Source organism: Nostoc sp. UIC 10890, from assembly GCF_054786515.1.
Genome location: NZ_JBSGKF010000001.1, coordinates 6,970,493 through 6,985,958, shown reverse-complemented (window position 1 = coordinate 6,985,958; position 15,466 = coordinate 6,970,493). Strand labels below are relative to the sequence as shown.

Sequence of the window (15,466 nt, the reverse complement as noted above, 5' to 3'; positions counted from 1 at the left end):
TGTCATTACGAGCAAAGCGAAGTGATCGCATAATCCAGTAATTTTTGCGATCGCTTTGAACTATTCAAAAACATAATTTTGAGCCACTTTCCAATAGCGCGAGAACCGTTTCAGGTCAATATAGCCGTCATAGTCAAAAAATGGTTCTACCTCAAGCACTTCCACTGCTATAGTACGCTCCATTTGATTGCAGATATCATCAAACCGGGGACTGGGACTATCGGCTGTGACAACTAAATTAGCATCATGTTCTTGAGCAAAAGCCAAAATTTCCAGCGCCACATCGCCACGACGAATAACAACAGGTAACTCTAGTAAACATTCGTAGATAAAAGTCAGACGTTTAAGACTCAATTGCCATTCCTCTATCAAAGCCTCGTCCCAAACCCAGATAGCTGCGGCATCGGGGTATTTTTGCAGCACAGGGTTATATGGACTGAGGCAATCTCCATGTACCCAAACAATTGGTTTATTCATTTTTCACTTTTTACCTTTTTTTCCACGCTGCCAACTTTGGCTATTAGCTTGTTTACTAAATTCCCCTTGAGGAAAAAGTCGCTGTTCTAATTCTTCATAGCTGCCTTCAAAATCGCAATGACCGTAAAGGGGACATTTCTGGCAATAAACGCTTTTGGTGTAGCGTTCTAAATTTTCACGGTTGAAAAAATACGGTTTATGACTAAAGGTGCTGGCAACCCACTGCCATGACATATTATTACTAGCAGGATCACCATCTAAAAGGTGTTCGAGAAACCATTTGGCTCCTGCTTGCCAACAAATACGCCGCCAATGAACAATGTAAGCCGCTAGCCACATTCGTGCGTGGTTATGTAAATAGCCAGTTTCTCTCAAATCACGACTGAAACTGTCAATGCAAACTCTGCCTGTAGTTCCTTCTCTAATATCTTGCGGCAATTCGGGTGCATATTCGTCCACAGTGTAACCAGTTTTGTACTCTTCCTGGTCTTTCCAGATTTCATCCCCCAACTTCATATACAACCGTTGCCAATAGTCGCGCCAACCTAACTCGTTAATTAGTTTTGTAGCATCATCTTGTTGCTGCACCTGGTCAAGGACATAATCTCGAATTTCTCGCAAACTCAAAACGCCATAACGAATGTAAGCTGAAAGACGCGTGACTGCGCCTGTGAAGAAATTACGTGTTTGGGCGTAGCGAACTGGGTCGATTTTTTGCAGCGCTGTTTGTGCCGCTTTGCGTCCCCCCAGAGTTTCGCTGATGTGGTTATCGCGTTGTGCTGCACCTGGGAATTGTTCGCGCAGGTAGGCTACCAACTCATCGCGGTTGGTAAATTCGCGTTGCATATCTTTAGACATTATCAACAAATATGAATGGTTACGTGCGTAGACATCGCTCAATATATGTACTGTACAATTCTAAAGCGATATCCACGACAGGCTACGTCTACACAATCTCTCACACATCATCATGAGCAACATTCCCCAAGTCGGACAACCAGCGCCAGATTTCTTGACACCCGACCAAAATGGCAATGCAGTCACTCTCGACGACCTCAGCAGTCAGTGGGTTATCCTCTACTTCTACCCTAAAGATGACACACCCGGTTGTACCACCGAAGCGAAAGATTTCAGCGAGTTGTATCAAGATTTCAGCGCACTGGGAGCAAAAATCTTAGGCGTAAGTCCAGATTTGGCTAAGTCCCATTGCAAATTTATCAGCAAACATAACTTGTTAATTACCCTCTTGAGTGACCCAGAACATATTTTGACAGAAGCCTACGGTGCTTGGCGGTTAAAAAAATTTATGGGCAAAGAATATATGGGTGTTGTTCGCTCAACTTTTCTAATTTCACCTGATAAAATTATTGTCTATACTTGGCCTAACGTAAAAACCAAAGGTCACGCTCAAGCAGTGTTAACTAAATTACGGGAATTAGCAGCCACGTAACGCGGCTGGATGCTAGAAACTGCTAGCGTGATAATTGAAGTAATGAATTATGGTTCAATTTATCCAAGCACAAAATGTCGGGCTTGCCTATTTGGAAGAAAGATTTAGCCTACAGCTAGCCTAAAATGAGGCATTATTCACAGAATGGCTTGAAAATTTACCGGAAATTACAGATTTAGAAAAGCAAGATTTAGACAGAATAAAACTTCATTTTATCCGTTTAGTCAAGCGTCCTCCTTTGTCAGAAGAAACGGTTAAATTAGTAGTTTTATCTCCTTTACTCAATTTAGCTGGATTTTATGATGAGCCTTTTTATATGAGAGGCGAGGAATCAATAGAAATTTCTGCGGAAGATGAAGGATAAATCATTAGAGGTAGAATTGATATTTTAGTTATTCAAGAACAATTCTGGTTGTTAGTATATGTCTATTCGTCCTATATATCTTGATTGTCACGCTACTACAGCCGTAGATGAACGGGTATTAGCAGCAATGCTCCCCTACTTCACAGAAAAATTTGGCAACCCAGCAAGTATTAGTCATGTTTATGGTTGGGAAGCAGAAGCCGCTGTGAAGCAAACACGAGAAATTTTAGCAGCAGCAATTAACGCGACACCAGAAGAAATTGTGTTTACGAGTGGTGCAACAGAAGCAAATAATTTAGCTATTAAAGGTGTTGCTGAAGCTTATTTTAAAAAAGGTCAGCATATTATTACTGTTGCCACGGAACATAGTGCAGTTATTGACCCTTGTAATTATTTAAAAAGTCTCGGTTTTGAAATTACTATTCTCCCTGTCCAAAGAGATGGATTGATTGATTTAACTGAGTTAAAAAAAGCTTTCCGTCCTGAGACAATTTTGGTATCGGTGATGGCTGCAAATAACGAAATAGGCGTTTTACAGCCTTTGGCAGAAATTGGCGAAATGTGCCATGAACACAACATCATTTTCCACACCGATGCAGCCCAAGCTATTGGTAAAATTCCTTTGGATGTGCAAACGATGAAAATTGACTTGATGTCGCTAACAGCACATAAAGTATATGGCCCCAAAGGCATTGGAGCGTTATACGTCCGCAGGCGCAATCCCAGAGTGCAACTGGCTCCCCAGCAGCACGGCGGCGGACATGAACGCGGGATGCGCTCTGGTACATTGTATACACCGCAAATTGTCGGCTTTGGGAAAGCTGTAGAAATCGCTTTGGCTGAACAAGAAACAGAAACCCAACGCCTCACCCAGTTAAGACAAAGATTGTGGGAACAGCTTTCTCAAGTTGGAGGAATTCATCTCAACGGACATCCTCAACAGCGATTGGCGGGAAACTTGAGTATCAGCGTTGAGGGAGTGGATGGAGCTGCACTTTTGCTTGGATTGCAGCCAGTAATGGCAGTTTCTTCTGGATCTGCTTGCTCGTCGGCAAATACTGCACCTTCCCATGTTCTCACAGCATTGGGACATTCAGAAAAGCTAGCTTATGCCTCAGTGAGGTTTGGTATTGGACGCTTCAATACCCAAGAGGAGATTGATATTGTGGCGAAACATGCGATCGCTACCATTCAAAGTTTACAAAATAAACGGTAAGAACCCTAGTAGAGATGTAGCATTGCTACGTCTCTGAGATTTTAGTAAACTTCTGAAAACGCTCTTCCATACCGACATTGCCCTGTAAGCCTCCTGTGTGTACTAGCAGCAATGAATCGCCTTTACAAAAAAATCCCTGCTTTAGTAAATCCATCACTCCGTAAAACATTTTGGCGGTATATACGTAATCAAGAGGTACGCCATGTTGCTGTGTGAACTGTTTGCTGAATAGTAGTAACTCATCGTTCACCTTTGCATAGCCGCCGAAGTGATAATCACATACCAATTCCCAGGAAGCGGGAGAAGTATATGGTGTGGGTAAATCAGAGGCGAGGTAATTTGTCAACAAACTTTCGATATCTTGGGCAAGAAATGACCCATTTTTCAATACGGGAAATGCGATCGCTCTTTGCGTTTGATCCAACGAAAGCGCAATCCCCGCTAGTGTAGTGGCTGTACCGCAAGCAACGCATATATGATTAAATGCAATGGCATCACCAATAATTATCTCTGTGCAGCCGCGCACACCATTTAAATTACTCCCGCCTTCGGGAATGATCAACACCTCACCAAAACGTTGTCGCAAATATTCTTCTAACGCTGGTGTGTTGCGCTGTCGATACATCTCGCGGTTCAGGTACACAAGCTGCATACCCTGTTGTACAGCAAAACTCAGAGTAGGGTTTAATGGTAGCGTCTCCTCCCCACGAATTACACCAATGGTACGAAAACCGAAAAGACTACCAGCCGCCGCAGTTGCATAGATGTGATTGGAATAAGCACCGCCAAAGGTTAGCAGCGTCGTGACATTTTTCTCCTTCGCCTCCAAAAGATTGTATTTCAGCTTGAACCACTTATTGCCGTTAACCCACGAGTGCATGAGATCGAGGCGCAGCACATACAGATCAACACCAGCGTGGCGGGCGATTTCGCTGTTGATTTGCTGTAGAGGAGGAGGAAAAAGTATTAACGACATGCGTAAACATTCTAACTTAGAATTTACATTCTTTCACATTCATATTGAATATAAAAGTAATGATAAACATTGAGTAATTCAATGGTAAGCCAATCAAAATAAAGAATAAATCTTTCTGATGATTAGCTTTAGAAATTGGCATTTTACTAATTGAATGTTTCAGGTAAATATAAGAAACATAACACTCGCTCCAGATAATATTATTTTTGGGTACAAAGAAATGGTTGCACTCACACAGCTTACTCAAGTTATTCCCAATCCAGGACGTTTGACGATTGAAACTGTTGAAATTGCTCCTCAAACGACTGCTATTCGTTGTCTCGACTGGGATCGAGAACGTTTTGATATCGAGTTTGGTCTACGGAATGGTACAACCTATAATTCTTTCTTAATTCAGGGAGAAAAAGTTGCTTTAGTTGACACATCTCACCGGAAGTTTGAGGAATTATATCTTGAGGTAGTGGCGGGATTAATTGATCCGGCTAATATAGACTATTTGATTATTAGCCACACGGAACCAGACCACAGTGGATTAGTAAAAAATATTTTGCAATTAGCTCCCTCAATTACTGTTGTCGGTGCAAAGGTGGCTATTCAATTTTTAGAAAATATGGTTCACCAGCCTTTTAAATCAATGCAGGTGAAAAGTGGAGAGCGATTAGATTTAGGCAATGGACACGAATTAGAATTTATCTCTGCACCTAACTTACACTGGCCGGACACAATCTTGACTTATGACCACAAAACTTCCACTCTCTACACTTGTGATGTGTTTGGAATGCACTACTGTGATGACCACACTTATGATGAAAATATTACCTTGATAGAGGAGGATTTTCAATATTATTATGATTGTCTCATGGGGCCTAATGCTCGGTCTGTTTTGACAGCTTTAAAGCGGATTGAAAAGTTAGAAATAGTCACAGTTGCCACCGGACACGGGCCTTTATTACAACACTATATCTCTGAATGGCTTGGGCGCTATCAAAATTGGAGTTTAGAACAAGCAAAAACAGAGACATTAGTGGCTCTATTTTATGTTGAAGATTACGGGCATAGCGAGCATTTAGTCCGTTCCATAGCACATGGATGCGCGAAAACAGGGGTGGCAGTAGAATTAGTAGACCTCAATAGTGCGGAGCCTCAAGAAGTTCGAGAATTAGTTGCACAAGCTTCTGGTTTAGTAATTGCAATGCCACCCCAATCTTTGGTGATAGCTCAAGCTGCTTTAAGTACAATTTTAGCTGCTGTTCACAAAAAGCAGGCAATTGGTTTATTAGAGTCAGGAGGTGGAGAAGATGAACCTGTTTATCCTTTACGTAATAAGTTTCAAGAACTGGGATTAACTGAAGCTTTTCCTCCTATCTTAATTAAAGAAATTCCTACCCAAGCAACGGAACAGCTTTGTGATGAAGCCGGGACAGATATGGGTCAATGGCTGAACCGCGATCGCACTATAAAACAAATCAAATCTATCAATACCGAGCTAGAGAAGGCTTTAGGGCGGATTACCACAGGATTGTACATCATCACTGCCAAAAAAGGAGAAATTCAGAGTGCAATGCTGGCTTCATGGGTGATACAAGCGAGTCTTGAGCCTTTAGGAGTAGCGATCGCAGTATCCAAAGATCGGGCAATTGAATCCTTAATGCACGTTGGCGATCGCTTTGTTTTAAATGTTTTAGAAGAAGGCAAATATCAAGGATTAATGAAACATTTCCTCAAGCGTTTTGCTCCTGGTGCAGACCGTTTTACTGGAGTGAAAACATATCCAGCGAAAAATGAATCGCCCGTTTTAGCTGAAGCTTTGGCTTACATGGAATGTGAAATTACTAGCCGCCTGGATTGTGGAGATCATTGGGTAATTTATAGCACAGTCCAAACTGGAAGAGTTGCTAATTTACATGCACTTACTGCCGCTCATCACCGCAAAATTGGCAATCATTATTAAATAGTCATTTGTCATTTGTCAATAATTAATAATTCTTCTTCCTCTGCTCCCCACAGACGCGATGAATCGCGTCTCTACCCACTCTTGTACAGACGCGATTCATCACGTCTCCCAAAAAACTATGTATAAATCTGTTGAAAATACCCCGATTACGATGTACGAAATAAATCGTGGGCGCGTTGTGCGAACCTTGGAATTTATCCAAGATGTGATTGTGATTTGTTTGTGTATCGGTTTATTTAGCTTCATGGTGCTTCAGGTGAGAGATATGTTTCTCTCCTTACTTCCACCTCTAGATTTTCATGCTGTTACTGCCGATATTCTCTTTTTGCTTATCTTAGTTGAGTTATTCCGACTGCTGATTATTTACCTACAGGAACATCGAGTATCTATTGGGGTAGCTGTTGAAGTTTCCATCGTTTCCGCCTTGCGAGAAGTTATTGTTAAAGGTGTTTTAGAAACAAGTTGGAGTCAAGTTTTAGCAACTTGTGCCTTTTTATTAGTGCTGGGAGTACTACTGTTTCTCCGAGTTTGGCTACCCCCTACCTTTGAAGGTATCGACCCGGAACAAGAGGTATCTAAACGCTATAGAAGCCGAGTTAAGTCTGAATTAACACAAACCAATAGCCATTAAGAATAGGGAGTAGAATCTTCCGCCATGCTCAATGATTAACAGAGGTTATTATGTCTGCAAATACTTTAACTACCAGCCATCCTAGAGATGTACAAGTTGCTGAAATTGGTAAAAATACTCTGATTCTGCGATCGCGGACTTGGGACAGACTAAAATTTGAGGTGGAATATTCCCGCCAACGGGGAACTACAGCAAATTCTTATCTGATTCAAGCTGATAAAAAAGCTTTAATTGACCCTCCTGGTGAATCTTTTACCGAAATTTACCTTGAGCAACTAGCACAACATCTAGATTTCATCTCCCTCGATTACATTGTTCTCAGTCATGTCAACCCGAACCGCAGAGCAACCTTGCGAGTATTGCTCTCTCTGGTTCCTCAAGCCACTCTCATTTGTTCTCGGCCCGCCGCCAATGCTCTCAAAACTGCCTTTCCCGAATTTGAATCACCTATTCAAGCGATGCGATCGCAAGATACTCTAAATTTAGGACAAGGACATCTTCTATCATTTATCACCGTACCTACTCCCCGCTGGGCGGATGGGCTTTGTACTTATGATTCTGCAACAAAAATTCTCTACACTGATAAACTTTTCGGCGCTCATGTTTGCGAAGATACTTTGTTTGATGAAGATTGGAAGGGATTAGATGCAGAACGTCGTTACTATTTTGAATGTCTCCATGCACCCCAAGCTAAACAAGTCGAAGTAGCTTTAGATAAAATATCGCTTTTGGGAGCCAGATGTTATGCCCCAGCACATGGGCCAGTTGTGCGTTACAGCCTCAGCCGTTTTACCTATGATTACCGCCAATGGTGTCAAGGGCAAAAATCTCAAGAATTGAGTGTTGCTTTGCTTTATGCTTCTGCTTATGGAAATACAGCAACTCTGGCGAATGCGATCGCTCAAGGTTTGATCCAAAATGGAGTTAATGTCGAATCAATCAACTGTGAACTAGCCGATTCTGCGGAGATTAACCGCATTGTAGAAACCTGCGATGGCTTGATTATCGGCTCACCTACTTTAGGCGGCCATGCACCGACTCAAATTCAAACAGCTTTAGGAATAGTTCTCTCGGTGGCGGCTAAAACTAAGTTAGCTGGGGTGTTTGGTTCCTACGGTTGGAGTGGAGAGGCAATAGATTTAATCGAAAGTAAGCTCAAAGATGCTAATTATCAATTAGGGTTTGAAACCATTCGGGTGCGTTTCAGCCCTACTTCTGAAATTCTTCAGCAGTGTCAAGAAGCAGGTGCTTCTTTTGCCCACAACTTGAAGAAAACCAAAAAACTTCGTAGTTCTCGTCAGATTGTCACAGAAACTCATGTAGATCGTACCGAACAAGCGGTGGGGCGGATCGTCGGTTCTCTGTGTGTTGTGACAACTCGTGATGAAGAAACTCACAAAGGCGTTTTAACTTCTTGGGTATCGCAGGCAACTTTTAACCCGCCAGGAATTATGATTGCGATCGCTAACGAGCAAAATGCAGATTTAATGCATCATCCTGGTGATAAATTTGTGCTGAATATCCTCAAAGAAGGAAGAAATGTCCGCCGCTATTTTTCTCGTCATAGCACTTTAGGCGATAATCCCTTTGCAAATCTTGCCACAAAAACGGCTCTGAATGGTTGTTTGATTTTGAATGAGGCATTAGCCTATTTAGAATGTACAGTGCAAAATCAGCTTGAATGTGGCGATCGATGGTTAATTTATGCCGTCATCAATCACGGTGAAGTTTTGGAAAACGATGGTGTCACTGCTTTAGAGTATCGGAAATCTGGCAGCTATTATTAATCTGACTTTTTACGATATTTGAAAAACCTCTCTCTAAATCTCTCTCCTAAAAGCAGCTACCGTGTATACACAAGTTCTAAAAACCTAGCTTGATAAGACTTTCCTCGTTCCCAGTCTCCGACTGGGAATGCATTCATTGAGTCTCTGACTCAATGCCAGATTGGAGGCAGAGCCTCAACGAGGAGCGCTCCCAGTCGGAGACTGGGAACGAGATAACGAGATAAACGATAGAACAATAAAAAATCAAACTTTTTTTGACTTGTGTATACACGGTAGGCGTCGGGAAGGGGGTTAGGTTTTTTGTGGACTTTCCTAAATCCTCTTTATTGTTTGTATTGTTTGCACTGATATACGTATCGTTATTCACCACCAAGGGTTTGTACAATCAATATACATATTTTTTTCATCGTCATCTCGTCATCATTTATCGTTAAAAAAATTGACTTTGACAAAGAAAGATTTTAGCCTTAACCCAAGCGTATTGGTTTTTCAGGAACTTTACCCGTTGTCATCTAATCTTAGTGCCAGTCCCCCATACCCAATATCGTGATCTAAGATTGTTGGGTATTCTATAAATTGCGATCGCCACTATACGGATGATTGAAGTTGAACATCTGAGTAAAATATACGGCTCTACCCCAGCAATTACTGATGTCACCTTTAGCGTCGAACCTGGGGAGATTTTAGGCTTGTTAGGCCCCAATGGCGCTGGAAAAACTACAACCATGAGGATTCTGGCTGGTTATTTACCGGCAACCAATGGAAATGCCCGGATTGCTGGTTATGATGTCCATGAAAATTCTCTGGCTGTACGCCAACGAATTGGTTATTTACCCGAAACACCGCCGTTGTATCCAGACATGACGGTGGAGGGATTTTTGCATTTTGTTGCCCGAATTAAAGGAGTTTCAGCAGGCGATCGCCCCAACAAAGTAACAGCCGCCATCGAACGCTGCAACTTAGAAGATAAGCGAAAGGTAATTATCCGCAAACTCTCAAAAGGATACCGCCAAAGAGTCGGAATTGCTCAAGCGATCGTCCATGATCCACCAGCAATCATTCTCGATGAACCCACAGTTGGACTCGATCCTCGACAAATAATTGAGGTGCGGAATTTAATTAAAAGCCTTGCTGGGACTCACACAATTATTCTTTCCACACACATTCTGCCAGAAGTGAGTATGACTTGTAGCCGCGTCGCCATCATCAATCGCGGCAAAGTGGTGGCAACTAATACACCAGAAAACCTCATGACCCAGTTGACAGGTGGTTCTGGGTATGAGTTGGAAATAGAAGGAGAAGCTGCCCTAGCGAAACAGGTATTGCAAAAAGTCGCAGGTGTGAGCCTGATAGAATCAATTCCGACAGCGGGTCATCAACCCCAGGCAAATCGCGCTTACCTACGAGTGATATCACAACCGGGAAAAGAACCAGGAAAGGATATTGTCACAACATTAGTGCGTGCAGGATTTGGTTTACATGAACTGCGGCGAGTAAACGCTACCTTAGAAGACGTATTCTTGCAACTGACCACAGAAGAAAAGAATTTCGAGACTGAGGTAGACTTAGCAGCAGAGAAAGAAGGAGAGGCAGCGTAAATGGGTGTAGTGCTGAGTAATATTATTGCCATTTATCGCCGGGAGTTGCAAAGTTATTTTGTATCGCCCTTAGCTTATGCGATCGCAGGCATATTTTGGTTTCTCGCGGGGTTATTCTTCGTGATGATTTTGCTAGGGCCAGATGGCATTTTGCTAGGAGTTGCGGCAATAGATGCACAAGGGCAACAACTGGGAGTGCCAACACCGCCGATAGATGTCCCTTACGAATTTGTCCGAGCATTTTTGGATCGCATGGGATGGCTATTGTTGTTTATCCTGCCAATACTCTCAATGGGACTCTATGCCGAAGAACGGAAGCGGGGCACTTTAGAACTATTAGCCACCTCACCAATCACCAATTGGGCGGTAGCCGTAGGTAAATTATTAGGCGTGCTAACATTTTTTACCACAATGGTTTTACCCATGCTAGTGTTTGAAGCGATCGCCATCAGCAGTTCAAATCCACCAATGGCACCCTCAATTCCCTTATTGGGTCATTTGGGATTAATCTTGCTAGCAGCAGCAATTTTATCTGTAGGAATGTTTATTTCCTCATTAACAGACAGCACAATTCTATCTGCCGTTCTTACCTTTGCAGTAATCTTATTATTGTTATTGATTGATTTAATCGGCAAAATTGTCCCTGGCCCCATCGGCGAAGCTTTAGGTTATCTATCTTTGCTAAAACATTACAACACCTTAATTCAAGGCATTTTCGATACCAGCACCTTCATTTTATTTGGCAGTTATATTTTTTTGGGCATCTTTCTCACCGCTCAATCAATTGATGCACTGCGCTTTCAAAGGCAATAGTCATTTGTCATTGGTCATTTGTCATTTGTCATTTGTCATTTGTTATCTGGTACATTGCCAATTGAGTTTAGGTAGGAGTTTAATTTTGGTGCTAGTTCGTTAATGATTGTTTTGATTGCATTTATCTGTTCGGTAGTTAAAAGGTTACGAGTGTACGCTCGTCTTAACCAATGTTGAGTTTCATTTAGAGAGCCTCTTGCTATTTTTATGAAACGTCTATTTTCTTGAAAACTACCTCTTCTTAAACCTTCTGCTATATTGGCTCCAATACTATCTGCCGAACGTACAATCTGTTTACCAATAGTATCTTTTGCAAAAAAATTCCATCCCTCAACAATTTTCCAAATGTCATCAGCTAATTGTTCTGATAATTGATAAACCTGTAATTCTTGGAAACGCTTTGTTGCCATTTATTCAGTTATCTTGCTTACTTTACTTATTTTTAGTCACTCAATTCTCATCCATATATTTTTACTTGTCACCATTTTTAGAGAAATGACCAACGACCAACGACCAACGACCAATGACAAATGACAAATGACAAATGACAAATAATATGAAAATAGTTGCAAAAAATAAACTGTGGAAATATTTATTTTGGTTAGGCCCATTCCTAATTACTGTCGGCTTAACAGTTGGATTAGTCTCTGAACAGTGGGGACTAATTCCATTAATATTTTTAATTACGGGAATTGTGATTAGTGGGTTGGGGATAATATGGCAAAGCTATCAGACTAACTGGTGGAAGCGTCGTTCTACCCAAGCTGGGACTAATGCCCTAGTGGCAACTCTAGCGGTATTGGCAATATTGGGATTGATTAACTTTTTGGGAACTCGCTATCACTGGCGGGCAGACTTAACAGAAGCTCAATTGTTTACCCTTGCGCCCCAGTCACGGGAATTAGTAAGTGCATTACCAGAGCCGGTTAAGGTGTGGGTGTTTGATATTAACCAGAATCCCCAAGACCAAGAATTGTTAGAAAATTATCAACGACAAAGCTCAAAATTTAAATATGAGTATATTGACCCCCAAACAAGACCAGGACTTGCAGAAAAGTTTGGCGTCAAAGATTACGGGGAAGTTTATTTAGAATCTGGCGATAAACGGCAATTAGTGCAAACAGTCAATCAAAATGAGCGTCTGTCAGAAATCAGATTAACTAGTCGCCTGCAACAACTAACAAGTTCAACCACAGCCAAAGTTTACTTACTCCAAGGTCATGGCGAACGCCAACTTTCGGCTGGTAAAGATGCAATATCACAAGCAGTTCAGGGATTAGGCGACAAAAACTTTACAACATCTCCGCTGAATCTAGCAGAAACCTCCAAAGTTCCTCAAGATGCCGCTGTCGTCATAGTAGCTGGCCCCAAGCGAGGGCTGTTTGAGGGCGAAGTCAAAGCCTTGCAAGAATATCTGAATCGTGGCGGTAACTTACTGTTGATGATTGATCCTAATACCGATCCCAAACTTAACAGCTTGCTACAAGAGTGGGGTGTTCGTTTAGATAATCGTTTAGCAGTCGATGTTTCAGGTGAAAGCGTCATAGGACTTGGCCCTGCTACGCCCTTAATTACAGAATACGGACAACATCCAATTACCAAAGATTTCGGTAACGGTAATTCTTTTTATCCAGTTGCACGACCACTAGAAATTACCTCTGTACCTGGTGTTGAGGCTACTCCTCTGCTGCGAACCAAACCCTATCCCAGCAGTTGGGCAGAAAGCGACCTCCAAAGCGAAAAATTGGAGTTTAATGCAGATAAAGACCTCCAAGGGCCTCTTACATTAGGTGTTGCTTTAACAAGAAAACAAGCAGCTAAATCTGCTACCACTCCCCAAGCTTCACCAACACCTTCACCCCTACCATCACCAACCACCCAAGCTCAAACTCCCCCCACTCCTACTCCTTCCCCTACTCCTACTCCTTCCCCTACTCCTTCATCTCAAACAGCCACCGAGTCAAGGTTAGTGGTTTTAGGAAATTCTAACTTCGCCACCGATGGCTTGTTTCAACAGCAACTAAATGGAGATGTATTCCTCAACTCAGTTACTTGGCTGAGTCAACAGGATCAACAGCCCCTTTCCATTCGCCCCAAAGAACCGAAAAACCGTCGAATAACCTTGACTACTACCCAAGGCAATCTTTTAATATTGTCGTCTTTATTGGTTTTACCCTTAATTGGGTTTGCGATCGCAGTTATTCTCTGGTGGAAACGACGGTAAAAAGTGAGTTTGGAGTTTGGAGTTAGAAGTTATAAATATTAACTCCTCACCAATAACAAATGACCAATGACCAATGACAAATGACCAAAAAATGAAATTGCCGCGAACGACCTTAATTTTGATACTGCTAGCCCTGGGTTTAGGTGGTTTTGTTTACTTCTATGAAATTCGGGGCGCAACTGTGCGAGAAGAAACCAAGGAGCAAAAGCAGAAAATTTTCTCTTTTGCAGAAGATGATGTACAGTCCTTAACGGTCAAGACAAAAAAACTCACCTTGAATCTGGAACGTAGCCCTGAATCTAGTAACCCTAAGTGGTTAATCAAATCTCCGATATCTAGCCCAGCAAATGACGCTATTGTTTCTTATTTAATGGATTTGCTGGTCAAAGGTAATAGCGACCGCACTTTATCAACTCCAGCAAAAGAGCTTGGACAATTTGCCTTAGATCAACCCCAAGCAACTATTAATATCACCCTGAAAAACCGACAAAGCCATCAGTTAATTTTGGGCAAATCTAACTTTAACGGTAGCTTTTTGTATGCTCAAGCCGATCCAGCTACAAAACCCGATGGAAATATAAATGTACTATTGGTATCTACAGATTTTGCAAATGCTGTGAATCGGGAATTATCAGAGTGGAAACAACCTGTAGATAATAGTCAGAAACTACCTGGACTCAGCACCCCTTTACCAACTCCGGCCAATGGTAAATGAGCAATTACGCTTTCTGTGGTATGTTTCGGTAACGCACAGTCAACTTAGAGCCAGGGCGTATGGAATTGGAGGTTTATAAGCCAATACAGTTCAAAATGAGCAACAAAACCCTCATGTAGAGACGCGATTTATCGCGCCTTCAAAGACCAATTACCTACACCAATAACCTTGAACTAAACCGTATTGGTTTATAGCCGTCCTTTTAACATCAAGTTGACTTCAAATCTCACTAGTTTTTCTAAGTTACTATGACAAATCCGACAGCAACACTGCTAATTTCCTGCCCAGATCAACGGGGATTAGTGGCGAAATTTGCCAATTTCATCTACTCTAACGGTGGTAATATTATTCATGCAGATCAGCATACAGATTTTGCTGCTGGGTTATTCCTCACGCGCATTGAATGGCAGTTAGATGGGTTCAATTTACCGCGAGAATTTATTGCCCCTGCTTTTAATGCGATCGCCCAACCTTTAGGTGCTAAGTGGGAAATACGTTTTTCTGATACAGTACCACGCATTGCTATTTGGGTAAGTCGGCAAGACCATTGTCTATTTGATTTAATTTGGCGACAACGTGCTAAAGAATTTGTGGCTGAAATTCCTTTAATTATTAGTAACCATTGTAATTTAAAGGTAGTGGCAGAGCAATTTAATATCGACTTTCAGCACATTCCTATTACTAAAGACAATAAATCAGAACAAGAAGCACAACAACTAGAATTACTACGCCAGTACAAAATAGATTTAGTTGTATTGGCGAAATATATGCAGATTGTTAGTGCAGATTTTATTAGTCAATTTCCACAAATTATTAACATACATCATTCATTTTTACCAGCTTTTATCGGTGCAAATCCTTATCACCGAGCTTTTGAACGGGGTGTAAAAATTATTGGCGCAACGGCTCATTATGCCACTGCTGATTTAGATGCAGGCCCAATTATTGAACAGGATGTGGTGCGAGTTAGTCACCGTGATGAAGTTGATGATTTGGTGAGAAAAGGCAAAGATTTGGAGAGAGTTGTATTAGCAAGAGCGGTGCGATCGCACTTACAAAACCGTGTATTAGTATATGGGAATAGAACAGTAGTCTTTGAGTGATTTTATATCCGAAGGAATCTAAACAGGCAGTTTTAAGCGTCTTCATGATTAATCCTCAATTTCCTCGATAGCGCTTCTAAATCAAAGGTGTAAACCCCGCTCGAAATTAATACCCTTGAGTTTCCAAACATTCAAGCGTCCCGTCTATTACAATTTAG

At 41.7% G+C, this 15,466-nt stretch carries 14 protein-coding genes and 1 pseudogene; 11 read left to right on the top strand and 4 right to left on the bottom strand.

Going from position 1 to position 15,466, the window contains the following annotated elements:
• Positions 1 to 60: 60 nt before the first annotated feature.
• Both ACWATR_RS28955 and ACWATR_RS28950 read right to left on the bottom strand, forming a co-directional pair.
• On the bottom strand, positions 61 to 477 hold the full coding sequence (locus ACWATR_RS28955) for a hypothetical protein (protein WP_460339671.1): 417 nt from the start codon (positions 475 to 477) through the stop codon (positions 61 to 63).
• A 3-nt stretch (positions 478 to 480) separates the two neighbouring features.
• Complete coding sequence (locus ACWATR_RS28950; RefSeq protein WP_460339669.1) at positions 481 to 1,335, bottom strand: FAD-binding domain-containing protein; 855 nt, start codon at positions 1,333 to 1,335, stop codon at positions 481 to 483.
• 112 nt (positions 1,336 to 1,447) lie between these two features.
• Here ACWATR_RS28950 and bcp point away from each other — a divergent pair, with 112 nt between their 5' ends.
• The 3 genes and pseudogenes from bcp (at position 1,448) to ACWATR_RS28935 (ending at position 3,507) form a co-directional block, all read left to right on the top strand.
• Positions 1,448 to 1,927, top strand: coding sequence for a thioredoxin-dependent thiol peroxidase (bcp, locus tag ACWATR_RS28945; protein ID WP_460339667.1), 480 nt, complete (start codon positions 1,448 to 1,450; stop codon positions 1,925 to 1,927).
• A gap of 49 nt (positions 1,928 to 1,976) precedes the next feature.
• A pseudogene (locus ACWATR_RS28940) lies at positions 1,977 to 2,288 on the top strand (restriction endonuclease subunit R); the annotation flags it as partial.
• Between the two features lie 61 nt (positions 2,289 to 2,349).
• Complete coding sequence (locus tag ACWATR_RS28935) at positions 2,350 to 3,507, top strand: cysteine desulfurase family protein (RefSeq protein WP_460339665.1); 1,158 nt, start codon at positions 2,350 to 2,352, stop codon at positions 3,505 to 3,507.
• A 25-nt stretch (positions 3,508 to 3,532) separates the two neighbouring features.
• Here ACWATR_RS28935 and ACWATR_RS28930 read toward each other — a convergent pair whose 3' ends face one another.
• Positions 3,533 to 4,483: a 1-aminocyclopropane-1-carboxylate deaminase/D-cysteine desulfhydrase gene (locus ACWATR_RS28930; protein ID WP_460339663.1), complete on the bottom strand. Its 951-nt coding sequence runs from the start codon at positions 4,481 to 4,483 to the stop codon at positions 3,533 to 3,535.
• Positions 4,484 to 4,703: 220 nt separating this feature from the next.
• Between ACWATR_RS28930 and ACWATR_RS28925 the strand changes: the two genes are divergently transcribed.
• From ACWATR_RS28925 to ACWATR_RS28905, 5 genes are all read left to right on the top strand, one after another.
• Complete coding sequence (locus ACWATR_RS28925; protein ID WP_460339661.1) at positions 4,704 to 6,434, top strand: diflavin flavoprotein; 1,731 nt, start codon at positions 4,704 to 4,706, stop codon at positions 6,432 to 6,434.
• 121 nt (positions 6,435 to 6,555) lie between these two features.
• A complete protein-coding gene (locus ACWATR_RS28920) occupies positions 6,556 to 7,068 on the top strand; it encodes a phosphate-starvation-inducible PsiE family protein (RefSeq protein ID WP_322667700.1) in 513 nt (170 codons plus the stop codon).
• A gap of 50 nt (positions 7,069 to 7,118) precedes the next feature.
• Entirely contained in the window at positions 7,119 to 8,855 is a 1,737-nt protein-coding gene (locus ACWATR_RS28915; protein ID WP_460339659.1) for a diflavin flavoprotein, read from the top strand.
• Positions 8,856 to 9,451: 596 nt separating this feature from the next.
• Positions 9,452 to 10,453: an ABC transporter ATP-binding protein gene (locus ACWATR_RS28910; RefSeq protein ID WP_460339657.1), complete on the top strand. Its 1,002-nt coding sequence runs from the start codon at positions 9,452 to 9,454 to the stop codon at positions 10,451 to 10,453.
• Positions 10,454 to 11,266: an ABC transporter permease gene (locus ACWATR_RS28905; RefSeq protein ID WP_460339655.1), complete on the top strand. Its 813-nt coding sequence runs from the start codon at positions 10,454 to 10,456 to the stop codon at positions 11,264 to 11,266.
• 35 nt (positions 11,267 to 11,301) lie between these two features.
• Here ACWATR_RS28905 and ACWATR_RS28900 read toward each other — a convergent pair whose 3' ends face one another.
• A complete protein-coding gene (locus tag ACWATR_RS28900; protein ID WP_460339653.1) occupies positions 11,302 to 11,676 on the bottom strand; it encodes a four helix bundle protein in 375 nt (124 codons plus the stop codon).
• 146 nt (positions 11,677 to 11,822) lie between these two features.
• On the opposite strand from ACWATR_RS28900, the gene ACWATR_RS28895 reads away from it, so the two are divergent.
• The 3 genes from ACWATR_RS28895 (at position 11,823) to purU (ending at position 15,308) form a co-directional block, all read left to right on the top strand.
• On the top strand, positions 11,823 to 13,490 hold the full coding sequence (locus ACWATR_RS28895) for a GldG family protein (RefSeq protein WP_460340748.1): 1,668 nt from the start codon (positions 11,823 to 11,825) through the stop codon (positions 13,488 to 13,490).
• A gap of 91 nt (positions 13,491 to 13,581) precedes the next feature.
• Entirely contained in the window at positions 13,582 to 14,205 is a 624-nt protein-coding gene (locus ACWATR_RS28890; protein WP_460340745.1) for a DUF4340 domain-containing protein, read from the top strand.
• Between the two features lie 248 nt (positions 14,206 to 14,453).
• Entirely contained in the window at positions 14,454 to 15,308 is an 855-nt protein-coding gene (gene purU / locus ACWATR_RS28885; protein ID WP_460339651.1) for a formyltetrahydrofolate deformylase, read from the top strand.
• Positions 15,309 to 15,466 lie beyond the last annotated feature (158 nt).